This is a genomic window from Pseudazoarcus sp. NS36, assembly GCF_059703705.1.
Map to the genome: position 1 here is coordinate 1 of NZ_BAAKJA010000001.1, position 25201 is coordinate 25201.

At 63.0% G+C, this 25201-nt stretch carries 22 protein-coding genes; 9 read left to right on the plus strand and 13 right to left on the minus strand.

Annotation, left to right across the window (positions count from 1 at the left end):
* Nucleotides 1-131: 131 nt before the first annotated feature.
* Nucleotides 132-1331, minus strand: coding sequence for a tyrosine--tRNA ligase (gene tyrS / locus AC6H0R_RS00005; RefSeq protein WP_497579861.1), 1200 nt, complete (start codon nucleotides 1329-1331; stop codon nucleotides 132-134).
* Between the two features lie 109 nt (nucleotides 1332-1440).
* Between tyrS and AC6H0R_RS00010 the strand changes: the two genes are divergently transcribed.
* Nucleotides 1441-2781 carry a peptidoglycan DD-metalloendopeptidase family protein gene (locus AC6H0R_RS00010; protein WP_497579291.1) on the plus strand — a complete coding sequence of 447 codons (1341 nt, stop codon included), beginning with the start codon at nucleotides 1441-1443 and terminating at the stop codon, nucleotides 2779-2781.
* A 60-nt stretch (nucleotides 2782-2841) separates the two neighbouring features.
* On the opposite strand, the gene erpA is transcribed toward AC6H0R_RS00010, so the two are convergent.
* The 4 genes from erpA to rplM form a co-directional block, all read right to left on the minus strand.
* Nucleotides 2842-3192, minus strand: a complete 351-nt coding sequence (gene erpA, locus AC6H0R_RS00015) for an iron-sulfur cluster insertion protein ErpA (protein ID WP_497579292.1) — start codon at nucleotides 3190-3192, stop codon at nucleotides 2842-2844.
* Between the two features lie 118 nt (nucleotides 3193-3310).
* Nucleotides 3311-4339 (minus strand): N-acetyl-gamma-glutamyl-phosphate reductase, encoded by a 1029-nt coding sequence (argC, locus tag AC6H0R_RS00020; protein WP_497579293.1) that lies wholly within the window; start codon nucleotides 4337-4339, stop codon nucleotides 3311-3313.
* Nucleotides 4340-4434: 95 nt separating this feature from the next.
* Nucleotides 4435-4827, minus strand: coding sequence for a 30S ribosomal protein S9 (rpsI, locus tag AC6H0R_RS00025; protein WP_497579294.1), 393 nt, complete (start codon nucleotides 4825-4827; stop codon nucleotides 4435-4437).
* A 13-nt stretch (nucleotides 4828-4840) separates the two neighbouring features.
* Complete coding sequence (gene rplM / locus AC6H0R_RS00030) at nucleotides 4841-5269, minus strand: 50S ribosomal protein L13 (protein ID WP_497573997.1); 429 nt, start codon at nucleotides 5267-5269, stop codon at nucleotides 4841-4843.
* A 418-nt stretch (nucleotides 5270-5687) separates the two neighbouring features.
* Here rplM and AC6H0R_RS00035 point away from each other — a divergent pair, with 418 nt between their 5' ends.
* Complete coding sequence (locus tag AC6H0R_RS00035; protein ID WP_497579295.1) at nucleotides 5688-6107, plus strand: OsmC family protein; 420 nt, start codon at nucleotides 5688-5690, stop codon at nucleotides 6105-6107.
* A gap of 6 nt (nucleotides 6108-6113) precedes the next feature.
* On the opposite strand, the gene coq7 is transcribed toward AC6H0R_RS00035, so the two are convergent.
* From coq7 to AC6H0R_RS00050, 3 genes are all read right to left on the minus strand, one after another.
* Nucleotides 6114-6737, minus strand: a complete 624-nt coding sequence (coq7, locus tag AC6H0R_RS00040) for a 2-polyprenyl-3-methyl-6-methoxy-1,4-benzoquinone monooxygenase (RefSeq protein WP_497579296.1) — start codon at nucleotides 6735-6737, stop codon at nucleotides 6114-6116.
* Between the two features lie 4 nt (nucleotides 6738-6741).
* Entirely contained in the window at nucleotides 6742-7269 is a 528-nt protein-coding gene (locus tag AC6H0R_RS00045; RefSeq protein WP_497579297.1) for a CNP1-like family protein, read from the minus strand.
* Nucleotides 7270-7368: 99 nt separating this feature from the next.
* Entirely contained in the window at nucleotides 7369-7899 is a 531-nt protein-coding gene (locus AC6H0R_RS00050) for an RNA pyrophosphohydrolase (protein WP_497579298.1), read from the minus strand.
* A gap of 149 nt (nucleotides 7900-8048) precedes the next feature.
* Between AC6H0R_RS00050 and AC6H0R_RS00055 the strand changes: the two genes are divergently transcribed.
* Nucleotides 8049-9758, plus strand: coding sequence for a proline--tRNA ligase (locus tag AC6H0R_RS00055; RefSeq protein WP_497579299.1), 1710 nt, complete (start codon nucleotides 8049-8051; stop codon nucleotides 9756-9758).
* A gap of 14 nt (nucleotides 9759-9772) precedes the next feature.
* A complete protein-coding gene (locus AC6H0R_RS00060) occupies nucleotides 9773-10399 on the plus strand; it encodes a lytic transglycosylase domain-containing protein (protein WP_497579300.1) in 627 nt (208 codons plus the stop codon).
* On the opposite strand, the gene AC6H0R_RS00065 is transcribed toward AC6H0R_RS00060, so the two are convergent.
* The 4 genes from AC6H0R_RS00065 to AC6H0R_RS00080 form a co-directional block, all read right to left on the minus strand.
* Complete coding sequence (locus tag AC6H0R_RS00065) at nucleotides 10400-10993, minus strand: bactofilin family protein (RefSeq protein ID WP_497579301.1); 594 nt, start codon at nucleotides 10991-10993, stop codon at nucleotides 10400-10402.
* 258 nt (nucleotides 10994-11251) lie between these two features.
* A complete protein-coding gene (tldD, locus tag AC6H0R_RS00070; RefSeq protein ID WP_497579302.1) occupies nucleotides 11252-12697 on the minus strand; it encodes a metalloprotease TldD in 1446 nt (481 codons plus the stop codon).
* A gap of 64 nt (nucleotides 12698-12761) precedes the next feature.
* Nucleotides 12762-13589, minus strand: a complete 828-nt coding sequence (locus AC6H0R_RS00075; RefSeq protein WP_497579303.1) for a carbon-nitrogen hydrolase family protein — start codon at nucleotides 13587-13589, stop codon at nucleotides 12762-12764.
* Entirely contained in the window at nucleotides 13586-17428 is a 3843-nt protein-coding gene (locus AC6H0R_RS00080) for a YhdP family protein (RefSeq protein WP_497579304.1), read from the minus strand. Before AC6H0R_RS00080 ends, AC6H0R_RS00075 begins: the two co-directional genes overlap by 4 nt.
* A gap of 217 nt (nucleotides 17429-17645) precedes the next feature.
* Here AC6H0R_RS00080 and glnE point away from each other — a divergent pair, with 217 nt between their 5' ends.
* The 5 genes from glnE (at nucleotide 17646) to AC6H0R_RS00105 (ending at nucleotide 24023) form a co-directional block, all read left to right on the plus strand.
* Nucleotides 17646-20342 (plus strand): bifunctional [glutamate--ammonia ligase]-adenylyl-L-tyrosine phosphorylase/[glutamate--ammonia-ligase] adenylyltransferase, encoded by a 2697-nt coding sequence (gene glnE, locus AC6H0R_RS00085; protein ID WP_497579305.1) that lies wholly within the window; start codon nucleotides 17646-17648, stop codon nucleotides 20340-20342.
* Complete coding sequence (locus tag AC6H0R_RS00090; RefSeq protein WP_497579306.1) at nucleotides 20332-21864, plus strand: CYTH and CHAD domain-containing protein; 1533 nt, start codon at nucleotides 20332-20334, stop codon at nucleotides 21862-21864. The genes glnE and AC6H0R_RS00090 overlap by 11 nt, the downstream gene beginning before the upstream one ends.
* 59 nt (nucleotides 21865-21923) lie before the next feature.
* Nucleotides 21924-22376, plus strand: a complete 453-nt coding sequence (locus AC6H0R_RS00095; protein ID WP_497579307.1) for a SixA phosphatase family protein — start codon at nucleotides 21924-21926, stop codon at nucleotides 22374-22376.
* A gap of 95 nt (nucleotides 22377-22471) precedes the next feature.
* Nucleotides 22472-23026, plus strand: a complete 555-nt coding sequence (locus AC6H0R_RS00100) for a DUF2062 domain-containing protein (RefSeq protein ID WP_497579308.1) — start codon at nucleotides 22472-22474, stop codon at nucleotides 23024-23026.
* Between the two features lie 67 nt (nucleotides 23027-23093).
* Entirely contained in the window at nucleotides 23094-24023 is a 930-nt protein-coding gene (locus AC6H0R_RS00105; protein ID WP_497579309.1) for a hypothetical protein, read from the plus strand.
* 74 nt (nucleotides 24024-24097) lie between these two features.
* Here the strand turns inward: AC6H0R_RS00105 and mnmA are convergent, their stop codons facing one another.
* Entirely contained in the window at nucleotides 24098-25198 is a 1101-nt protein-coding gene (gene mnmA, locus AC6H0R_RS00110; protein ID WP_497579862.1) for a tRNA 2-thiouridine(34) synthase MnmA, read from the minus strand.
* Nucleotides 25199-25201 lie beyond the last annotated feature (3 nt).

Here is a 25201-nt window from a genome sequence, read left to right on the forward strand (position 1 = left end):
AAGCACTTCAGCGAAAAATCTTAAACCGCCGAAACACCCCTCAAATCTCCTCAACCCCGCTAAACACAACACTTCCAGCGGCGAAGAGGGGCGCAGTATATAGACCAAAAAGCGCGTGTCAATGGGCAAGCTCAAACAATTTCAACCGCGGCAAAACGGCGCTTCCCCACTTGCAGGACAACCTTGCTGCCAACCGCCACGATCACCCCGCGATCTTCGACCTTGTCTCCATTCAGACGCACGCCTCCCTGCTCGATCATGCGAATCGCCTCGGACGTACTGGCAGTCAGCCCGGACTGCTTCAGCACCTGAACGATTGCAAGACCGCCACCCTCGCCCTGCAACACAAGCTCCGGCATGTCTTCAGGCAAGGCTCCGCGACGGAAACGCGCATCAAACTCTTCAAGTGCATCCTCCGCAGCCCGGCGGTCGTGGAAGCGTTCAACGAGTTCCTGCGCAAGCAGCACCTTGACGTCGCGCGGATTGCGACCACCCGCCACCTCTTCTCGCAAACGGGCTATTTTCTCGGAGGAGCGGAACGACAGAAGGTCGTAGTAGCGCCACATCAAGTCATCAGAAACTGACATCAGCTTGCCGAATATCTCGCGCGCCGGCTCTGCGATCCCGATGTAATTGCCAAGCGACTTGGACATTTTGTTCACGCCGTCCAGACCTTCAAGCAGCGGCATCGTCAGGACACACTGAGGCGCAACACCATAGTGGCGTTGCAACTCCCGCCCCACTAGAAGATTGAACTTCTGATCGGTACCGCCCAGCTCTACATCGGCCTTCATGGCAACGGAGTCATAACCCTGGCACAACGGGTACAGGAACTCGTGAATCGCAATCGACTGACCACCGGCGTAACGCTTCGAGAAATCATCCCGCTCCAGCATCCGGGCAACGGAATAGTGGGACGCCAACCGAATCATCCCGGCGGAACCAAGCTGCTCCATCCAGGTGGAGTTGAAACACACCTCGGTTCGATCAGGATCCAGAATCTTGAAGACCTGGTCGCAGTATGTACGGGCGTTGTCCTCGATCTGCTCGCGCGATAGCGGCGGACGCGTCGCGTTCTTCCCGGACGGATCACCGATCATTCCGGTGAAGTCGCCAATCAGGAACATGACGTGATGCCCCAGCTCCTGAAAGTGTCTGAGCTTGTTGATCAGCACCGTATGACCGAGGTGAAGATCCGGCGCCGTAGGGTCAAAACCCGCCTTCACCCTGAGCGGACGACCACTCTTGAGCTTGTCCACCAACTCACTCTCGACGAGCAATTCTTCCGCCCCACGCTTGATGTAATCGAGCGAGGCTCCGACATCGACCATGAAAATCTCCGATTTACCTTCTGAAACGCCGCGAACGACTTGATTGCTTTGTACTTTTAGCCATGCGTTTGCTAGACTGCACAAAATTTTTTTGCCTGAAAGGATTCTCATGCGGCTCGAGAAAGACGGGATTCTAACGGAATCGACCCAACTGCCCAGCAGACCCAAGCGGATTCCACTCTCGATCGCGTTTTTCATCGCTTCCGCACTTGCCGTCGTTGCGGCAACAGCCGACCCTACGGGCGAAGGCACCCTGCCCTTTGAGCCGAAAACAATTGTCGAGCAGCTCGGTGCTCCGGGCACCGAAGCAATTGCCGTCAGCTCGACCCTCCCGTATGTCTACAACGAACGGATTTTGCCGGGTGACACGCTTCAGTCCATCTTCCGCCGTCTCGGAGTGGATGACAGCGAAGCCTGGACCTTCCTCAACAACAACAACGAAATGCGCAGCGTGCTGCGCCAGTTGCGCGCCGGCCGATCACTGGTCGCAATGGTCGCCGCTGACGGCGGGCTCGTCTCGCTGAATCTGCCGATCTCGCGCGGCAGCGAGCGTTTCATCGTAAAGCGCGACGACACGGGCTTCAGCGTCTCGGGCGGAGAGGCCATCGAAGTCGAGACGCTGGTCGAAATGCGCTCCGGCATGATTACGCACTCGCTTTTCGGGGCCACCGATGCTGCTGGCGTCCCGGATAGCGTCGCCGGCCGCTTTGCGGAAATTTTCGGCACCCAAATCGACTTCTCCCGCGACATCCGCAGCGGTGACCAATTCAGCGTGGTCTACGAAACGGTCTACGACAACGGCGTTCCGATCCGGACAGGCCGTATTCTTGCCGCAGAGTTCAGGAACCAGGGCAAGGCACACCGGGTGATTCTGCATCGCGAGGCTGATGGCAACGAGGCGTACTACACACCTGACGGACGCGGCCTGAACCAGGCTTTCCTTCGTTATCCGCTCGAATTCACGCGCATCTCGTCGAACTTCGGGCGCCGCATGCACCCAATTCACAAGCGCTGGCGCAGTCACAACGGGACCGACTTCGCAGCCCCGACCGGCACGCCGATCATGGCCTCATCGGACGGGCGAATCCGCTTCGTCGGCAACCAGAACGGCTACGGCAAGACGATCATCGTCGAACACCGCGACGGTTATTCCACGCTGTACGCACACCTCAACGGCTTCGCACGCGGCCTGAAAAGCGGGCAGCGGGTCCGGCAAGGCGACATGATCGGCTATGTCGGCATGACCGGCTGGGCCACAGGCCCTCACCTGCACTACGAAATCCGAGTCAACAACGTGCCGCGCGACCCCTTGAAGGTCGCCCTCCCCCCGGTCAAACCGCTCGAAAAGAAGGAGCTTGCCGCCTTCAAGCGAGAAGCCCAACTGATGCTCTCGCGCCTTGACCTGCTCAACCACGAGCCAACGCGAGTTGCAGCAAACAGCCCTCGCTGAAATCGAAGGGCAAAAAAAAGAGGGCCTAGGCCCTCTTTTTTTTGTACTAGCGCGGAACGCTCACACCGAAAATGACGAACCGCAGCCGCAAGTACTCGTCGCGTTAGGATTGCGGATCACGAACTGAGCACCCTCCAGACCCTCCGAGTAATCAATCTCGGCACCGGTGAGATACTGATAGCTCATCGAGTCTATCAGCAGGGTCACGCCATTCTTCTCCAGCGCTGTATCGTCTTCAGCCACTTCCTCATCGAAGGTGAAGCCGTACTGAAACCCAGAGCAGCCGCCCCCCGAAACGAAGACACGCAGCTTGAGATCCGGGTTGCCTTCCTCGTCAATCAATTCACGAACCTTGTTGGCAGCGCTATCGGTGAATACCAGCAACTCCGGCATGTCGGTCGTCGTACTCATATGCTCTCCTGGGGAACCACGGCGTCGCGCAAATTCGCAGACGCTCTGTTTGTGCTTTCGATACTGACCACGGCGGCAAGTTCCTGGGCCGCTCATCAATGCGTCTAGCTTACGCTTGTCAGGGACTGACGGGAACCACTTCCAGCCCGCTTCGTTCATCAAAGCCGAACATGATGTTCATGTTCTGCACCGCCTGCCCTGCTGCGCCCTTGACCAGGTTATCGATCACTGCCAACACCACCACCACGTCACCACCCTGAGGACGATGGACGGCAATTCTGCAGATGTTGCTCGCACGCACGGAGCGGGTTTCTGGGTGCCGCCCCGCTGGCAGCACATCCACAAATGGCTCGTCCCGGAAGCGCTCTTCGAACAGCGCCTGCAGGTCGACATCGCGAGTCAGACGGCCATAGAGGGTGGCATGAATACCTCGAACCATCGGAACAAGGTGGGGCACAAAAGTAAGCCCAACCGAGGCTCCTGCGGCCGCGGCGAGCCCTTGACGAATCTCTGGCAGATGTCTGTGCCCGGCAACCCCGTATGCCTGGAAGTTGTCAGCCGCCTCGGCAAACAAGGTACGCACTTCAGCCTTTCGACCCGCCCCTGAAACTCCCGACTTTGAATCTGCTACCAGGCTTCCAAGCTCGATCACACCGTTCTCAACGAGAGGCAAAAACCCGAGCTGAACAGCGGTCGGATAACAACCGGGATTCGCGAGGACTCGCGCAGAGCGAATGGCCTCGCGGTTGACTTCGGGCAGACCATAGACCGCTTCGGCCACAAGGTCCGGCGAGGCATGCTCCATGCCATACCACTTCTGCCACTCAACCACATCACGAATCCGGAAGTCGGCAGCCAGGTCAATGACACGCACCCCCGCGGCAACCAACTCGGCCGCCTGCTGCATTGCAATTCCGTTTGGCGTCGCGAAGAACACCACATCACAACGATCAAGCCGAGCTTCCTGAGGTGTTACAAAAGCCAGATCGACCCGCCCACGCAAACTCGGGAACATGTCCGCTACAGGCATCCCCGCCTCGCCACGCGACGTGATCGCGGTGAGCTGAACGTCCGGATGCATGCTCAGCAACCTGAGCAGCTCCACACCGGTGTAGCCCGTACCCCCGACAACCCCAACCTTGATCATTGCCCCTCCTGTCTTCGCTTAAAGCGGAAACTACGCAAATCCGAAAAGACAAAGGCCGCCCACAGGGGCGGCCTTTGACAAGCATCCAGACGCGATTATCGCTTGGAGAACTGCTTGCGGCGACGCGCCTTGCGGAAGCCGACCTTCTTACGCTCAACCTCACGCGCATCACGCGTAACGAAACCAGCCTTGCGCAGCACCGACTTGAGCTCCGCATCGAACTCGATCAGTGCGCGAGTGATGCCGTGGCGAACGGCACCCGCCTGCCCGGACTCACCACCACCGGTGACGTTCACCATGATGTCGAAACGCGTAGCGTTGTCAGTCAGCACCAGCGGCTGACGCACAACCATACGACCGGTTTCGCGCGAGAAGAATTCATCAACCGGCTTGCCGTTGACAACGATGCTGCCGGAACCCGGCTTCATGAAAACACGCGCTACCGCAGTTTTGCGGCGACCGGTGCCGTAATTGTAGCTCACAGCCATTTATGGGCTCCTGTCAGATCTCGAGAACTTTGGGCTGTTGCGCGGCATGCGGGTGCTCAGCACCGGCATAGCACTTCAGCTTCTTCAGCATGGCGTAGCCCAGAGGGCCCTTCGGCAGCATGCCTTTGACAGCTTTCTCAAGCGCACGGCCGGGGAAACGCTGTTGCATCTTCGCAAAAGTGGTTTCGTAGATACCGCCCGGGAATCCACTGTGGCGGTAGTACTTCTTGTCTTGGGCCTTGTTGCCGGTCACGCGCAGCTTGTCCACGTTTACGACGACAATGAAGTCACCGGTATCAACGTGAGGCGTGTAGATCGCCTTGTGTTTGCCGCGCAGGCGACGAGCAACTTCAGCCGCAAGACGACCAAGCACCTTGTCTGACGCATCGACAACAAACCAGTCGCGCTTGACCTCATGCGGCTTGGCAGAAAACGTTTTCATTCGAATCCTCGATTCTTGTCCGGCCACGCGAGGGCCATCAAACGGAAAGCACGGGATGATATAGGACTCTGGAGCCTGATGTCAAACCACTCCTGCGTCCGAACACAGGTAAAAAAAACGCAGTCCGGAGTTTACCGGACTGCGTAAATCCACACCAAAGGAGGAGGGTGGAGGAGACACCGATCGAGACGGGACGAACCCGATCTCACTGGGACCGATTATCCGCACTCCACCGACCGGTAGCAAGCGAAATTTGTGCAATGCACAACAAATGTTCTGATGTAAATATAAGAGATATTTATTGAACCCACAAACACCCTCCGTACCGTCGCCGTCCGTAGCCATACACCCGTCTTCCGCTAGAATTGCACCCCTCAAGAGCCCTCCTTCAGGGCGCACAACCAAAGAGGAAGCAGGAATGGAGTGCACGATCAAATGGCTTGATGGCGCGAGTTTCATCGCCGAGACCGGCTCTGGCCATCTTGTCACGATGGATGGCGCGCCAGACGCAGGGGGGCGCAACCTTGCCCCCCGGCCGATGGAGATGATGCTGGTTGGTGCAGGCGGCTGCAGCGCTTTCGACGTCGTAATGATTCTGCGCCGGGGGCGCCACGATATTCGCGGATGCACCGCCAAACTGATCGCCGAACGCGCCGACAGTGATCCGAAGGTCTTCACCCGAATCGGCTTTCACTTCACCATCACGGGCAAGAACCTGAAGCCCGAGGCTGTCGAGCGTGCGGTGCACCTGTCGGCGGAGAAGTACTGCTCCGCGTCGGTGATGCTCGGCAAAACCGCCAGCATCGAACACACATGGGAAATCGTCGAAGCTGACTGATGTAGGTCAGATATGGTGGGCCAAGCTTGTCATGATGCGGCCCATCCAGCGCATCCCGGCCTTCACCGAAGCCGGCAGCTCGGCAGCGCCAAGGCGCGTTGCGGTTTGCGCGTGATTCGCTTCATCCTTGGCCATTTGCTCCAGGATCGCCCTGGTACGACGGTCATCCTGCCGGACACGCCCAAGGTGCCCTTTCAGGTGCGCTTCAACCTGGCGTTCCGTTTCGGCGAGAAAACCAAGGTTCCAGCGATCGCCGGCGCGGCCAGCGAACATTCCCATCGCCAATGACCCCGCATACCAAAGCGGATTCAGCAGGCTCTTGCACCCTCCGAGTTCGGCAATGCGATGCTCGGTCCAAGCCAGGTGCTCCGTTTCCTCTGCAGCAGCCCGCTCCAGCTCGGCACAGATGGACGGGTCGCGGGCGGTCATCGCCTGCCCCTGGTACAAGGCCTGCGCACACACTTCACCACAGTGATTCACCCGCATCAGGGCCGCGGTCAAGGCGCGCTCCTGGTCCGACATCTCGACATCCGGGAACTCCGCTCCTGGCTGCGGGCGTATGCTCGCTGCCGGTGCGCCGAGCGTACGCAGGATCTTGTCAAAATGCAGGATGAAACTGTCGACACCCATGAATTCAGCTCCGCCACCGATCAACGCCATTTCTCAGGCCCCGCAACGCGGCGTCACGCGACCGTGGCGGCGCGACTCCGTCACACAGGTAATTGTGGGCCAGTGCTGCCTGAGGCAAGTGTGAGCGCGCCGAGCGCAATGGCTTCCACTCCGAACGCCGGGGCGGCACCCACTCGCCATCGGCACGCCCATGGGCGTACAGCTTGTACTCCGCGGTTGTACAACGGATACCCTCATAGGTCACCGTCTCTGCACCGCCACTACCCCGGATGAGCATCACAAAACGCACGACATAGTCGGCACCGACATCCAATGAGGATTCATCCACAAAGAACTGGTTCGAGGATGCCGCGCTGACCTCAAACTCTCTCAAATGATCCCGTTGCAGCGGGGGCGGCATCGGCACCTCAGCCTCCTGCCAGTTCTCATCCGGATCGACGAGAAACCCCTGCGCTGACAACGTCAGAGGCAACAACAAACCGCCCACAAGTAACAGGCTTACCAAGCCGCGTTTCGCACTGATAGCCAACATCCACAGCCCCTTTGTTCGCATCTTCGACGCCAGAACGAATCCGCACGCCCTTCTCGTCGTCACAGATCAACAGCCCCCCCTGCCGGGAACCCGGTCAGTTCAGGTCTGCCGTTCGATCGCAAAATCCCTGTACTCGGGCGGCAACTCCGGTACCGCCGGTCGAAACAGGACCGCAGACAGTTCGGACAAAGCCTGCTGATAGACCTGACGCTTGAATTCAATGACGGTATCCAGCGGCACCCAGTAGTCATGCCAACGCCAGGCATCGAACTCCGGGTGCTTGCTGGCTCGCAGCGACACGTCGCTGTCACGACCTGTCAGCCGCAACAGGAACCAGATTTGCTTCTGGCCACGGTAAGAACTACGCCATTCACGGCGTATCCAGTTTTTCGGGACGTCGTACCTCAACCAGCCACGCGTGCGCCCGAGAATCTTCACATGTTCGGGTTTGAGCCCGACTTCCTCGAACAACTCCCGGTACATGGCCTGCTGCGGACTTTCACCGTGCTTGATGCCACCTTGCGGGAACTGCCAGGAATGCTCGCGAATCCGCTTGCCCCAGAAAACCTCGTTACGCCCATTGACCAGGATGATGCCGACGTTTGGGCGATAGCCCTCGCGATCGAGCATGGCGGAACCCTTGATTCGTTCAGTTGGGTTGATTTTTCCACACTTACCGGGGCTTGGAAAGCGCGGAACCGTGCGGGTTCGGGCGATTGCTTCCGGGCCGCTGATAGAATGCCAGCGATTCACATAACCACTTTTTCCGGAAGCCCACGATGTTCGCCAGCAGGTTCTTCATTTCCACCCTCAAGGAAGCCCCTTCAGACGCTGAAGTTGCCAGCCACAAGCTGATGCTGCGCGCCGGCCTGATCCGCAAGGTCGCAGCAGGCATCTACACCTGGATGCCGATGGGTCTGCGCTGCCTGCGCAAGGTCGAGAATATCGTGCGCGACGAGATGAACCGTGCCGGCGCCATCGAGGTCCTGATGCCGGCCGTGCAACCGGCGGAGTTGTGGCAGGAGTCCGGCCGCTGGGCCCACTATGGCCCCGAACTGCTGCGCTTCAAGGACCGTCACGAGCGCGACTTCGTCGTAGGCCCCACGCACGAGGAAGTCATCACCGACATGGCGCGCCGTGAGCTCAAGAGCTACCGTCAGCTGCCCCGCCACTTCTATCAGATCCAGACCAAGTTCCGCGACGAGATCCGCCCACGCTTCGGTGTCATGCGCGGACGCGAATTCCTGATGAAGGACGGCTACTCCTTCCACGCCAACTACGACGACCTGGTGCGTGAGTACGGCAACATGTACGACACCTACCACCGCATCTTCTCGCGCATCGGTCTGCAGTTTCGCGCTGTCGCCGCCGACACCGGATCCATCGGCGGCACCGGCTCGCACGAATTTCACGTCATCGCCGAAACCGGCGAGGACGACATCGCCTACAGCCCGGATTCGGACTACGCCGCCAACGTCGAACTCGCCGAGGCGCTTGCGCCGACCACAGCGCGACCGGCTCCCGGCACAGGTCTCCAGAAGGTCCATACGCCGGGCGTCAAGACCATCGCCGAACTGGCCGACTTCCTCAAGATGCCGGCTGAGCGCACCGTCAAGGCGATTGTCGTTGAAGGTGATGACGAAACCGGCCGCGCCCCTGCACTGCTGCTGGTGCGCGGCGATCACGAACTCAACGAGATCAAGGCGCAGAAGCTCGACGGCATCGCCGACCCGCTAGTGTTCGCCAGTGCCGAGGCCATCCAGGCCGCCTTCGGCGCCGCTCCGGGTTCGCTCGGCCCCATCGGCTTCAAGGGTCGCGTGGTGATGGATCGCAGTGTCGCGCCCATGGCCGATTTCGTCGTCGGCGCCAACGAAGACGACTGGCACTACACCGGCGCCAACATCGGCCGCGACTTCAGCGAACCGGAAGTCGCCGACCTGCGCAATGTCGTGGCCGGCGACCCGTCACCCGACGGCAAAGGCGCACTGGCCATCTGCCGTGGCATCGAAGTCGGTCACATCTTCCAGTTGCGCAGCAAGTACGCTGCGGCACTGGACTGCAAGTTTGTCGATGAAAGCGGTCGTGAGCAGGTCATGGAGATGGGCTGCTACGGCATCGGCGTCTCTCGCATCCTCGGCGCCGCGATCGAACAGAACCATGACGAGCGCGGCATCATCTGGCCGCTCGCCATCGCACCCTTTGAAGTGGTGATCTGCCCGGTTGGTCTGGACAAGTCCGAAGCCGTGCGCGAAACCGCAACCCGGCTGTACGAGGAACTGCTTGCGGCCGGCGTTGACGTCATTCTCGACGACCGTGGCGAACGGCCAGGCGCGATGTTTGCCGACTGGGAATTGATCGGCGTGCCGCAGCGCATCGTCGTCGGTGACCGGGGCCTGAAGGAAGGCGTCGTCGAGGTTCAGGGGCGTCGCGATGCAGAAGCCCGACGCGTAGCGCCTGCCGACGCACTCGGGTGCCTGCGGGGTAACTGATCATGCTCCCGCGCATGCGCAGAGGCCTCCTCACCTTCAGCGCCGCACTGGCGCTGGGGTCAGCGTCTGCGCATGCCGGGCCGCAGATGTACGAGCCGATGTCGGAAAGCGTGCGCGCGGCGTTACACGCCTCGATCAGCGATCAACCCCCTGTCCTGGCGCGCGAGGACGACGACTACCGCCTGTGGCGCGCGGAAATGGCCGAGCGACTCAAACGCTGGCTGCCGGACGAAGCTGACCGGCTGGACCTGCTGGACACCGTGCATTACGAAGCCACGCGGGCCGGACTGGATCCGCAACTCGTGCTCGGCCTGATCCAGGTCGAGAGTGGATTCCGCAAATATGCGGTGTCCAGTGCGGGCGCCAGGGGCTACATGCAGATCATGCCGTTCTGGATAGACGTCATCGGTCGCCCCGCCGACAATCTGTTCCATCGCCGCACCAACCTGCGCTATGGCTGCACCATCCTCAGACACTACCTCGACATCGAGAAGGGTGACCTCTTCCGCGCCTTGGGGCGCTACAACGGCAGCCTCGGCAAGGCCGTCTATCCGAACAAGGTCCGCAGTGCCTGGGAAGGCGACTGGACCTTCGCCGAAGCGCGCGCGCAACAAGCTGCACGCGTTGCGGCCACGCCCTGATCAGACCGCCAGCGCGGCATTCTCCTGCGCATCCTCACGCGCGGCGCTTCGCTCAGCCCCACGCGCCGCGTTCTTCTCGGCTTCGGCCGCCATGATGTCGCCGCAGATCTGACCACCTTCCTCGATAAAAATCGAACCGTAGCGGATCTTGCCGCTGACACGCCCGCTGGCATGGATCACGAGCTGCTCGCGCACGGTCAGTTCCCCGTCGAAGCGACCATGGATCTCAGCCAAATCCACGCCGACCTTGCCTTCGAAAGCGCCCCCCTCTGCAATGCGCAGCACCCGGCTGTCCATCGTGGCATCAACCCGGCCTTCCACGACCAAGGTATCGCAGTCCAGAATCTGGGCACCCTTGAGCTTGACGTCCGGCCCGACGATCAGACGACTGTCGCGCTTGCCCTCGTCGTCACGCACTCGTCCCGAGGCCTCGGCCGCCGCACTGGAGGTCGGCGCGACCGGCGCGGCGGCTGCGCCCGTGGCCGGACGACGCTGCATGGAAGCATCCTGCGCAGGCACCGGATTGCGTTGAGCAGTAGTGCGGCTGGCTGCGCTCTCGGCGGCCTTGGGAAACAGATTGGGCTTGTTGAACATGGCAAACTCCTGACTGCGGTCACAAAGAACGCAGTCTAGAGGCCGCCTTCTGCCCCCAACGCCGTGACTTGTTTCAAGGTGGTAAGCGCTTGTGCAGGGTCAGAGCCGCGCTCGCTCAAGCCACTTCGCCGCCCCGCACCCATAAACACGGTGGATTCTGCCCAGGCAGGAGCCCCTCGGGCAGTCTGAATCAGGACATTGGCCTGACGCTTACAAACATCGGCTTACATCGCCCGTCCAGGCGCCCCGAGCCTTCACTCAGGCCGTGCCGCCCACGGTCAGCCCGTCGATGCGCAGCGTCGGCTGGCCAACACCTACCGGCACGCTCTGCCCGTCCTTCCCGCACGTGCCTACGCCGGGATCCAGCGCCATGTCGTTACCGATCATCGACACGCGCGTCAGCGCGTCCGGGCCGTTGCCGATCAGGGTTGCGCCCTTGACCGGTCGCGTCACCTTGCCGTCCTCGATCAGATAAGCCTCGGAGGCCGAGAACACGAACTTGCCGGACGTGATGTCGACCTGCCCGCCGCCGAAATTCACCGCATACAGGCCTTTCTTGACCGAACGCAGGATTTCCTCGGGATGTTTGTCGCCGCCGAGCATGTAGGTGTTGGTCATGCGCGGCATCGGCAAATGGGCGTAGGACTCGCGCCGGCCGTTGCCGGTGGGCGTGACGCCCATCAGACGTGCGTTGAGCATGTCCTGCATATAGCCGGTGAGGATGCCGTCTTCGATCAACACGGTACGGTTGGTCGGATTACCCTCGTCATCAACGGTCAGCGAACCGCGCCGATCCGTCAGTGTGCCGTCGTCCACCACGGTCACGCCGCGCGACGCAACCTGCTGCCCCATGCGCCCCGAGAAAGCCGAGCTGCCCTTGCGGTTGAAGTCACCCTCCAGCCCGTGGCCGATGGCCTCGTGCAGCAGGATGCCCGGCCAGCCGGACCCGAGCACAACCGTCATCGTTCCGGCCGGTGCAGCCACCGCGTCGAGATTGGTACGGGCCTGATGTACGGCCGCACGTGCGTATTCGCGCAGCCGCTCATCGCTGAAATACGCGTAGTCGAAGCGCCCGCCTCCGCCGGCACTGCCCTGCTCGCGCCGCGCGCCGTCTTCCATGATGACTGACAGCGAAACGCGCACCAGCGGACGCACATCGGCCGCCATGTGGCCATCGCTGCGCGCCACCATGACGACTTCCCACGAGCCGGCAACATGCGCCATAACCTGCGTCACGAGCGCATCTTCGGCGCGCGCAAAGCCTTCCAGCCGCTCCAGCAGACGCACCTTCTCGGTGTCGCCAAGCGACCCCAGCGGGTCGTCACCGCGGTACAGCGGTTGGCGGGCGGCAGCACGCCCCACCGCGATACGCCGCTCCTCGCCCGCATCGGCGATGGCTCGCGTAGCCTTCGCCGCAGCATCGAGTGCCGGCAGGGAAATGTCGTCCGAATACGCGAACGCCGTCTTCTCTCCGCTGATTGCGCGGACACCGACACCTTGCTCGATGTCGAAACTGCCCGACTTGACGATGCCTTCCTCCAGGCTCCAGCTCTCGGCGCGGCGATACTGGAAGTACAGATCTGCGTAGTCCAGGCGGTGGCCCATCAGGCTGTCCAACACGCGCTCGATGTCGCCATCGGCAAGGCCATAGGGTGCGAGAAGATGCTGTTCGGCGACCGCAAGGGCCGGAGTGGCAATGTTCATGTCTGTTCCGTGAAATGAATGCTTCGGCAGTGGACCACGGCGTGGCGCGATCGATCCCGTTGTATCAGTTTTGCGCATTGATCCGGCGGTGCGCCAGCGCCGGCAGCTGCTGACGAACGCTGGCGAGGCGCTGTGGATCAAGATCGGCCACGATCACGCCCGGCCCGTCTTCGGTCCGGCAGGCCAGGACTTCGCCCCAGGGGTCGATGATCATCGTATGCCCCCAGGTACGGCGCCCGCCCGGATGTTCGCCGCCCTGCGCCGGGGCGATCACATAGCACTGGTTCTCGATGGCACGAGCACGCAGCAGGACTTCCCAATGCGCGCGTCCGGTCGTCGCGGTGAAGGCCGAGGGCACAAAGATCATGTCTGGCGTTCCGAGCGAACGATACAGCTCGGGGAAGCGCAGGTCGTAACACACCGACAAGCCCATCCGGCCATGCGGCGTATCGAGTGCCACGCAGCCCGCTCCTGGCTCGATGGTACGCGACTCATCGTAACGCTCACCACCATTGTCAAAACCGAAGAGGTGGATCTTGTCGTAGCGGGCAGCCTGTCGCCCCTGATCGTCGAACACCAGCACGCTGTTACGCACCCGACCCGGCGCTTCAGCGGTCAGCGGCAAGGTGCCGCCAACAATCCACACTCCGTGCCGCTGCGCGGCAGCCGCCAGAAAGCGCTGGATCGTCCCCTGCCCTGGCTGCTCGCAAGCCCGTACCTTGGCCTGCTCGTCAGACGACAGCAGCGCAAAGTACTCGGGCAGAGCGACGACCTGGGCGCCCTGCCCGACGGCTTGCTCGATGAGCACCGCGGCCTGCTCCAGATTCGACCTGACCTCCGGTCCGGAAACGGTCTGCAGTGCAGCCACACGCACGGGATCAGACAAACTCATTCGGTCGCGCTCCCACCCTGCTTGCGTCGCCCCTTGCCGACCGGCAACTCCTCGATCTGCGGATCATCCCAGCGCCCGGTGATCGCATAACCATAGGCAAACATGCGCTCCACCGGGTCATTCATGATCTTCTGGGCAAGATAGGCGATCAGACCCGCCACCGGATTGACCATCCCGGCCGCCGCCCCGATGGCCACGGAGTCGGTCAGCGTCGGCTGCACGACAACCTTCAGATCCTGCGTTTCCGCGAGCACATCGGCCGTTCCGGCAATCCACACTCGCGCGGCCGGCCCCGCGATCTCGAAATCCTCGGACTCGAGAATGCCCGAGCGCAAACTCACGTTGCCGCCGATCCGGTCAAACGCAAAGCCTTCGCTGAAGACATCGCGGAAATCCAGCACCAGACGGCGCGGCAAGGCCTGCAGGCTGAGCACGCCGAGCAGCCGGCCAACGCCCGGCTCCAGCTGCGCAAACCGCCCTTTCTGCGCATCCACACGGAACGCGCCATTCAGGCTGGGGTAATCGATGCGCGTCGGCACACCGCGCCATTCGAGATCCCCGCTGAGCAAAGCCGTACCCTTGCGTACCATGTCCGGATACCCCATACGGCCCAGGAAAGCGCCCAGATCCGGACTCTCCAGCCGCAGCGAAAGCTGCGTCATCGGCTGCTCACCCGGCAACCAACGGCCGCGCGCCACGAGATGGGAATCACCGTTCTCGATGGACGCAGAATCGATCAGCCACTCCCCGCTCTCGTTGCGTGCCTGCAGATCCAGCCGACCCAGATTCCGCTCACCAAGCTGAAAGCGTTCGACAATCACGTCCATGTCAGGCAGCGAAGTCTGCGCGGCCTCTTCTCGCAGCAAGCGGACCAGTTCGGTCTCATTGGCATCCCGACGCCCCAGTTGCAGATGATCCAGGCGCAAAGCGAGCGTCCCCTGAGCGCCGCCATGCCAGGCAAATCCGCCTCTGATCAGATCGCTGGCGACCCGCCCGCCCCAGGCCCCGTCACTGGCACTCGCAGACAACCTGGCATCGGCAAGGCTGTATCCGAAGGCGCGCAAACGCGCCACGTCGATATCAAGCTCCGCCCACGGCAGCGCATCATTCGCGGCTGAATCACCTTGCAGCGCACGCCAGGCGTCAAGGTCGAGCTCATCGAGCTTCACGGCCAGCATCAAACCCTGCTGCGGCATTTTCAACGGCGCGTTGATCGCGACGCCGCCCCGAGACACACGAAACTGCTCCGCAGACCCCTTGCCGGAAATCGAGAACGCCAGCCGGTCGCCAAGGCGTCCGACGAAATCACGCGCCTCGCCTGCGAACCCGACCTCCACCCGCAGCGGCCATGCTTCGTTCGCGCGCTTGTTGAACGGATGCGGCAGGCTGGATGAGATTCCGGACAGATCCGAACGCACGTTCACCCGGGTCGTGCCGTCATCCACCGCCACCTCGGCCTGCCATCGCGTGGTGCCGGAGAGGTGCGACAAGGCCGGCCAGCCATACAGTGTGCCGAGTGAGCGGGACGACAAGCCCCCGTCGACCTTGAAGCGCACCTGACCCGGTGCGACGGTCTGCGCGGCAATGCGGACGGGCTGACCGAAAGCCTGGCCACGGGCGTCTTCGATACCGAACGTGCTCTCGGTAAAACGCACTACGCCGCTGGCGTTCTCGACCGGCGGCAGCCAGTCAGCCACGCCGATGCGGTTGCCCGAAAAACGGAAGTTGCCCTCGACCTGAGTCGCATCGACGTCATGCAGCGGCATGGTCAGCGTGAGCTCCAGCTCACCGTCGCCGTCCGCAGTCATGCCGTCGGTGAAACCATCGACACTCTGGCGCACCGGGCTGGCCGAAACAAAACGCAGGAAATCGGCGGTGGCTCCGCGCGCCACACCACGTATCGTCATCGGCTTGCGATGCCGCATGTCCAGATCCGGCAGATCAGCGACCACGTCGTGCAACTGCACGCCCAGAATGCTCCCCGCACTCGCGGAGATTCGAGCACCGGCCCCTTCGAAGCGCAGCGTCGCCGCAATCCCCTCGATCACCGGCCAGCCGGGCGCGTACTCGAGCAGGCCATCCCGCAGATCGACGGTGACGACAAACTCTCCCGAACCGTCCTCGAACGGAAAATCGGCCAAGCCGCCGCGCAGCGTCAGCCGCGCATCGTCCACCTGCGCTTCGCGAATGGCGCTTTGCAGCCACTCCCGCGTGTACTCGCCGACATAGTCCGGAACGTAGCGCCATACGCTGGGGCCCTCAGCGCGCGTCAAACGCGCAGCGATATCGACCTCGCCATGCTCGCCGACCGCCGGGCGGTAGACGCCGCTCGCCTGGCCCGTCACGTCGGCGTTCTCGAACGCACCGCGTTCCAGACGCACTTCCAGCCCCTGCGCGCCGCGGCTCCAGCCACCTTCGGCATCAAGACGATCAAACGCCAGCCGCGACTCCGAGAAAACCTGGGGAATGTCCAACGCGGCATTGCTGCTTGCCAGCGTAAAACGGCCCTGCTCTCCGTCACCGCGCACCTCGCCGCTGAGCCCCTCACCACCGGGCAGTGCCTCCGTGGGACGCAACGCGAGGTCGATGAAACGCGCTTCGAGTCGCGTCAGCGTCGGCACGCCGGCTTCGGCCCGCCAGTCCAGGCGTAGGTTCTCGACCCGCCCGCGCGGGTCATGGGCCGCAATGTCACGACGCATGTCCTGCGACATCGGCAGGTGCGCCGACAACTGCACAATCACGCCCAAATCGGCACTGCTCGCCTGCAAGGACCCGCCGCCGGACGCGGCCAGATGCAGGTCGACATCCGTCGGGCCGATGCGCAAGCCATCGCCTGCGTCCAGCTCAAATCCACGCACGCCCAGGCTTTGACCGTCTGCAGTTCGCGCACCGGTGAGACGGCCGCGCGCGCCATGCCCCGCAATCTCCGGCAGCTCGTCACTGAGCTGCATGGCGAAGTCCGTCAGCGAAAAGTCGATGGTCGCCGAGCGCAGTGCGCCGCCGGCGATGGACAACCAGGCTTCTACATCGCCGGCGCCGGACAAGGGCAAGGGGTAGTCGACCCAGGGCTTCAAGCCTTCCAGCTGCCCGTCGGCCAGCCGCGCATAGACCTGGCCTTCCCAGCGCGTTGCGTCGGCAGGCTGATCGGAGACCAGATCGCCACGCACATCCATCCTGCTCGCCAGCGAAGCATCCGGGCGCGCCTGCAGGCCGAAACGGTAGCGCCCCCCGGTGCGCTCCACACGCAAGCCAAAATCCTCCAGCTCGAGCACCGGCGCACCGCGCTGACGATCGTCCCAGGCAATGCGGGCATCCAGGATGGCAATTTCGCCCTGGCTGAACAGCCAGGCAAGCGCGCCGTCACCGCCCGCGCCGTTTCCGATGTCGACGTCGGCAATATGGATTTGCCCGTTCGGTTCGCGCACCACGGTGAGTTCGGGCCCGATCAGGGCCAGGCGACGGAAGTACGGCGTCCCGGTGAACAAGGATCTCCAGCCCAGATCGGCTTCGACCTTGTCGAGCCGCAACACCGACGCCCCAGAGCCGATCTCGATTGCACTGACGTGCAACCGCAAGCTCGGTCCCGGCAGTTCGGCGCGGAGCCGACCGATACGAACCTCGGCCCCCACCACCTGCGACAGGCGCTGGGCAATCCATTCGCGATGCTCGTCAATATTCGGCAGCACCAGCTCACGCAACGCCAGCACGGCAATGCCTACGACGAAGAACGCCAGCACCAACAGGCGAAGCAGCCAGCGCCCCGCAACGGCGTGCCGACGCCCGCCGGCGGCAGGAACCGCAGCATCGGGTGGGTCGGAAACAGGGGGACGATCGGTCATGGTCGAAGGGGCTGGCACGGTCCGGCCAATGCAAAAATGTAAGCGGCATCGGCTGCGCCGCTACGAAACGCCAGAAGCGGCCCTGCCCAAGCGTGCGCCATTCTAGCAGCGGTGGTCGCCTCAAGCGCGCGAAAGCCTGTCGGGACGCGCTTGTCGGCGCGACGGGCTAGCTGCATCATGACCGCTGCCCAGGCCCCCATAGCGCAGGATTTGCCCCATGCACGATCACCACATTGCTCACGCCGCCACACTCTCACGCTACCTCGCTCGCATGCTCGACAGCCGCCCGTGGCTGGCGGATAGCCTGAAGTCCTCGGTGAGCGTCGCACTCGACGCCGAGGCAATGCGGACCTTCCTTGGCGAGGAAGCGCGCAGCGAAGAGGCCTTGCCGTGCGCCTTGCGCCGGCTGCGCACCTGGGTGCTCAGCCATCTCGCCGTGCGCGATCTGAACGGACTGGCCGATCTCGCCGAAGTCACCGAAACCATGACCACGCTGGCCGAGATCGCCATCCAGATCAGTCATGAAGTGCATCTCGAAGCCCTCGTGGCGCGCCATGGCCGGCCGCTGTCGTCAGTGGGATGGGAGCAGGAACTCATCATCATCGGCATGGGCAAGCTGGGCGGGCGTGAGCTCAACGTCTCCTCCGACATCGACCTGATCTTTGTCTATCCGGAAGACGGCGATACCGGCGGCACCAAAGTCATCAGCAACTTCGAGTTCTTCGAGCGGCTGGGCAAGCGCATCATCAAGACGCTGGCCGATGTCACCGAGCACGGACAGGTTTTCCGCGTCGACATGCGGCTGCGCCCGAACGGCGACTCCGGACCGCTGGTGTGCTCCTTCGATGCGCTGGAAAACTATTTCATCACCCAGGGTCGCGAATGGGAACGCTACGCCTGGATCAAGGCCCGTGCGCTCAACGGCGAGCGCTTTCTCGAACTCGACGGCGTCGCCCGCCCCTTCGTGTTCCGCAAGTACCTCGACTACGGCTCGTTCAACGCCATGCGCAACCTGCATGCCCAGATCCGGCGTGAGGTCACGCGCCGCGACCGTGCCAACAACGTCAAGATCGGCCCCGGCGGCATCCGCGAGATCGAGTTCATCGCACAGGTCTTCCAGCTCATCCGCGGCGGGCGCGACCGCGCCCTGCAGATCCGCCCGACCCTGCGCGTGCTCGAACGGCTGGCCGAACGCAACATCCTGACGCAGACCACGGTCGACGAGCTGTCGCAGGCCTACGACTTCCTGCGCCGGCTCGAACACCGGCTGCAGTATCTCGATGACGCACAGACGCATGATCTGCCTGACTCTGCCGCAGACATGGAGATCATTGCGCATGCGATGAATTGCGAGTCTGTTTCAGCGCTGATGGCGCAACTGGACGCACACCGACGCATTGTCAGCCGCCACTTCGACGAAGTATTCAGCGACCCGACCGACCGGGAAGAAAAAGACGAACTCGGCGAAGTCTGGGCGTCCGGGCGCGAAGACGCCTTCGATCCCGTGATCGCCCAACTCGGCTATGCCGACCCGCAGGCTATCGCGCACAAACTTGCCGAGATCCATGAAAGCCCGCGCTATCAGCAGTTGCCAAGCGACATCCGCTGCCGACTCGACGCACTGGTGCCCCGCATCGTCGAAATGGCCGCCGGCACTGCGCAACCCGATCAGACGCTCACGCGCTGCCTCAAGCTGCTCGAAACCATCAGCCGTCGTGGCGCTTACCTGGCACTGCTGCAGCAATACCCTCACGCCCTCAAGCGCGTTGCCGACCTGATGAGCGCGTCAAGCTGGGCCAGCGATTACCTCACCCGCCATCCCATCCTGCTCGACGAACTGCTCGATGACCGCCACCTCGACGAGGAGCCCGACTGGCCTGGTTTCACGAGCGAACTGGGCGCAGCCCTCGACGCCATCGAACCGGACATGGAGCATCAGATGGACATGATGCGCGAGCACCACCACGCGCAGGTCTTCCGGCTGCTCACACGGGACATCGCCAGCAAGCTCACCGTCGAACGACTCGCAGACCATCTCTCCGCGCTCGCAGATCTGATCCTCGAACTCAGCCTGCCGCTGGTATGGCGCAAGATCCGCACGCGCCACCGGGACGATCCGGCCTTTGCCGTGATCGCCTATGGCAAGCTCGGCGGCAAGGAACTCGGGTACGCCTCGGATCTGGATATCGTGTTCCTGTTCGACGACGACGCACCCGAGGCCATGGAGGTGTATTCACGCTTCGCCCAGCGCGTGAACACCTGGCTGTCGACCCGCACCGCGGCCGGCATCCTGTTCGAGACCGATCTGCGCCTGCGGCCCAACGGCGACGCCGGACTGCTGGTGACTTCGATCGAGGCCTTCCGCAAGTACCAGCTTGAATCGGCCTGGCCGTGGGAGCATCAGGCCCTCACCCGCGCGCGTTTTTCTGCCGGCGACAAGCGCGTGGGCGAAGCCTTCGAACAGATCCGCTGCGAGGTGCTGCGTCAGCCTCGCGAACTCACCAAGCTGCGCGACGAAGTGCTGACGATGCGCCACAAGATGCGCGACGCGCATTCCGGCAAGGGCGAGGACTTCGAGCTCAAGCACGATGCCGGCGGCCTCGTCGACGTGGAATTCATGATCCAGTATCTGGTGCTGGGCCATGCCCACAAGCACCCGGAGCTCGCCCGCAACCTCGGAAACATCGCGCTGCTGCGCATGTGTGGTGAGCTCGGCCTGATCCCGCCGGAACTGGCCGAGCAGTGCAGCGACAGCTACCGACTGCTGCGCCGCCTGCAGCATCGCCAGCGCCTCAACGACCAGCACTCGCGCGCCAGAATGGCTGAAGTAGCCGATGCGCGCGAACCCGTACTGGCCCTGTGGAAAATCATCTTCGGCGACGCATCGTCGCGAAGCGAGCCCCATGCCGAATGAAATCGAACTCAAGCTGGCCATCCCGCAACGCAGCCTGACGCAGCTGCGACGTCATCCGCTGATCACCGCCTGCGCACAATTGGGCCGCGCCGTGACACTGGATAACGTCTATTTCGACACTCCGGCACTCGAGCTCAAGCAACAGCGCATCGCCGTGCGCACACGCAAGGCGGGTCGTCGCTGGCTGCAGACCGTAAAGGCTTCGGCCGTTTCCACCGGCGGGCTGTCGAGCCGCCCGGAATGGGAGCAGCCTTATGACGGTTCCTTTGATTTTTCGGCGATCGACAACCCGCTTATCCGCAAGCAACTTGCACGTCATGCGGGAGACCTCCAGCCGGTGTTCAGCACGCATTTCCGTCGCGAGACGCGTGTCTGGGCGCCAGACTCCCACACCCGCATCCTGCTCATGATCGACTCCGGCAAGGTCATCGCCGGCGAACATAGCCTGCCGATTTGCGAGCTTGAACTGGAACTGGCCCAGGGTACGCCGCGTGATCTGCTGCATTTCGCACGGCGCCTAGCCGGCGAGCTGTCGCTGCTTCCGGACGACGTCAGCAAGGCAGAGCGCGGCTTCCGGCTGCATCTCGGGCTGCCGCTCAAGGCCATGCGCGCGGCCGCATCGGACATTGCGCCAGACATGACACCCGTCGAGGCTTTCCAGGCCCAGGCTTTTGCCTGCGTACGACAGTGGCAGGCCAACGCCAGCGGGGCCGCACAAGGCGGCGGCGCCGAGTTCCTGCATCAGTTGCGCGTTTCGCAGCGGCGTCTGCGCTCGCTCCTGGGGCTGTTCGAGCCAGCACTGCCGGGCGACTTCGTGGCACGTTGGTCGCGGACGCTCAAGACCAATGCGGAGCGTTTCGGCGACGCCCGTGATCTGGACGTTCTGGCCGGCGAACTGCTGCCCGTGGTGCAAGGCTCCAACGCAGCCGAGAACGCACTGCTCGACCGACTGCGTCAGCGCCTCGACACCGAACACGCGACGGCCAGCAAGCACGTGCAGGCCGCACTCGACACGGCCGAACAGGGCCGGCTGCTGATCGACCTGATGTGCGATCTGTTCGACCTACCCAGCAACGACCTCATCGGCGCCGTCAACCTGCGTACCTTTGCCGCGCTGCAGCTCGAACGGCTGCGCAAGCGCGCCGCGAAGCGCCGGAGCACGGCACGCGATCTGGTACCGACGCACCTGCACGCCTTGCGCATCGCCCTCAAACAGCTGCGCTATGGAGTGGAGTTCTTTGCGCCACTGCTGCCGAAGAAAGCCGCTACCCGCTACCTTGCAAGCCTCGTGGGCACGCAGGATTCATTGGGCTTCGTCAATGATGTCGATGTCGCCCGAGCCCGCCTGAGCGCATGGAGTATCGATGATGCCGCCTTGCGCGAGGCCGCTGCGTTCGTATGCGGCTGGCACGGGCCCCGTTACGCAAAACTGTCCCGCCGCGGCCTGAACCAGGCAACGCCGCTGCTGCAGCGCGCCGATGCACCCTGGGCAAATGCCGTGCCGAAGCGGCGCGCGGCGTAACACCCCTGCAACGACGCTCACGGAGAATCCGCGCTTTGATTGAAACGGATACCTATCGGATGGACCTGCTTCTTTGGCGACACGCCGAGGCGATTGACGGCACGCCAGACCACAGCCGCGAACTGAGCCAGCGCGGACAAGAGCAAGCACTCGCAGTAGCTGCATGGCTCAAGGAACACCGCCCGCGCAAGCTGCGCGTACTGAGCAGCCCGACCACGCGCACGCTGCAAACCGTTCGGGCTTTTACCGACGATTTCGAGAAAGTGGCCGCACTGGGCCCGGACGGCAACGTGGCCGGCGCGCTGGCCGCGGCAGGATGGCCGGATTCCGGGGGCGCCGTGCTGATCGTCGGTCATCAACCCGCCCTCGGCCGTCTGGCCGCCCTGCTGCTGTCGGGCCAGGAAGCAGACTGGACGGTAAAAAAAGGCGCGCTGTGGTGGTTTACCAACCGCGTCCGTGACGGTGAGACACAGACCGTACTGCGCACCGTTCTGCCCGCCGACTTCGCCTGAACGGAACGGCCCGGAGGCCTTGGAAAGTACGTACCGGGAGCGCTGGGGCACGCTGCGTATTACGGGGTAGAATGCCCCACTCCTTGGCCTGCCCGATGATCAAACGTTACCTTCCGACCCGCGAGAGCCTCAAGCAGAACCGGCTGCTGCGCTGGCTCGGACCACGCATTCACGATCCACTGCTGTGGCACGTGAATCGCAACTCGGTAGCGCGCGGCGTGGCCATCGGCGTGTTTTTCGGCTTTCTCGTTCCGGTCATGCAGATTCCGGCCGCCGCCCTGGTGGCGCTTACGGTACGTGCCAACCTGTGGGTGGCCGCCATCGCGACGCTGGTCAGCAACCCCTTTACCTACGGCCCGATCTACATCCTCGCCTACCGCATCGGGGCGAGCATCCTGCCTCCCGTCACCGCCGCGAACCCTGCCTCCGACGACCACGCGACCACAGCACTGCAATGGCTCGTTGAAGCCATCAACTGGCTAACCGGCATCGGGCGTCCGCTGGTGCTCGGCATGCTGCTGATGGCCGTTGTGGGCGCGATCATCGGCTACTTTGGCGTGCTGCTGGGCTGGCGCCTGAACGTAATCCTCAAGCGAGGCCGGCAACGCCGGCAGCGCGCATCCGCACGTCGCGGGCCCGGCGGCTCGTGACTGAGAACCGATCTGTACGCTACCCTTGCCGCAATCTTGCTTGCGGCTCCGTAACATGTCCGACCCGATGAACGAAGCGCTTGAGAACGGCACGCTGCGCGTGATCGACGGCGTACGCCGTGTTTTCTACGACGGCTACTGGATCAAAGCCTATGATCCGCCGGCCGATTCGCTGAAGGAAAAACGTCACCTCATCGAGGCCCTGACGCGCAGGCTGTTCAACCATGTTGAGCATGGCATCAATGTGCCGGGCAACCGGCTGGATGAGGCCCGCGCCGCGTTTGACGCCGAAACGGAGCCGGAGCGCAAGCGCGTCAAGGGCGCGATGCTTGCCGGAGCGCTGTTCAACCGCGCAGCCGACAACTTCACCAAACTGGTGGATCGGCAGGCGAAGGGTCAGGACGCTGCGCAGGACAACGTGCTGATGCGCGAATGCGGCCGGTGCCTGCAGGAAGCGCTGTCGCTGGGACGGATGGTGCTGCACCGCAGCGGCGAGGAAGGTATCGATGAGCTGTGGGGCGAGCCCTTCCGCGCCTTCTCGATTCCCATCGAGGCCTTCTACGAAAGCCGCTACATCAAGATCGCCGAGGCCCTGCGCTGCATCGACCGCATTGCGGCCGCATTGACGGCGACCTTCGGCAACACGCTGCTGTTCCAGGGAATCGAACCGGCAATTGCCGAACTGAGCGCCGCCGCCAAGGTGAAATGCGAAACCCTGCGCACGGACGACGATGTGTTCGACATCTGGACTGACTTTGTCGTGGCCGGGGAACACCTCGCAGCTTTCTCGCCACGCATGATCAATACGCCGACGCTGGAGACCATCCAGTTCGCCGGCGAAGGGCGGCAACTGATCCTGCGGGGCCGCGACCTGATCGGCGACATCACGCGCGCACGCGTCGCCATGCCCAAGAGCACGCGGGATTTCATCGAGCGTTGTGAGCGCTACCGCGAACTGGCTCGCGCGCACCTCAATCCGGCGGTGCTCGGCGCCTGAAGCTTGCGCAGGCATGTGCCGGAGAAGCCTAGCGAGCCGAAGGCAAGGCACGCGCGGACTTCACCGGCGCACTCTCAGGCGATGATGCCGCCGCCCAGACACACCTTCGACTCGTACACCACCACGCTCTGCCCCGGCGTCAGCGCCCATTGCGGCTGCGCGAAGACGATCTCGGCACGCTCGGCATCCACACGATCGATTTCGCACGGTTCGTCCGACGCGCGATAACGCGGCTTGGCCGAATACACCCAGTGCGTGTGCGGGTCGCGCCCGGCAATCCAGTTCAGATCAATGGCGGTCAGACGCTCGCGCAACAAGGCCGGGTGATCGTGCCCCTGCACTACATGCAGCACGTTGGCCGCGACATCCTTGGCCGCAACGTACCAGGCCTCATGCTCTCCGGTGGCGGCATCCTGCCGCCCCTTCACACCGCCAATGCGCAGACCTTTGCGCTGACCGATGGTGTGGTACATCAGGCCATCGTGCTCACCGAGTACGCGGCCGTCGTCGAGCGAACGGATCTCGCCCGGCTGCACCGGCAGATAGCGCATCAGGAAATCGCGGAACGGCCGCTCGCCAATGAAGCAGATACCGGTCGAATCCTTTTTGGTCGCAACGTGCAGACCGGCCTCTACGGCCAGGCGACGTACGTCGCGCTTGTACAGCGCGCCCAGCGGAAACAGCGTCTTCGACAGCTGGGCCTGATTCAGGCGGTACAGGAAGTAACTCTGATCCTTGGTGCCGTCCTCGGCCTTGAGCAGCTGATAGTCGACGCGACCATCATTCTCCCAGCGCCGCACCTGGGCGTAGTGGCCGGTGGCGATGCGCTCGGCCCCCAGGCCCATGGCGTGATCGAGAAAGCAGCGGAACTTGATCTCGGAATTGCACAGGATGTCGGGGTTGGGCGTGCGACCGGCCTCGTACTCGCGCAGGAAATCGGCGAACACGCGCTCCTTGTATTCCTTGGAGAAATTGACCACCTCGAGGTCGATACCGATCACGTCGCACACCGACGCCACGTCGACCAGATCCTGGCGCGACGAGCAGTACTGATCGTCGTCGTCATCCTCCCAGTTCTTCATGAACAGGCCGGTGACGCGGTAGCCCTGCTGCTTGAGCAGCCAGGCCGTAACCGACGAATCGACACCGCCGGACATGCCCACCACAACGTGCATGCC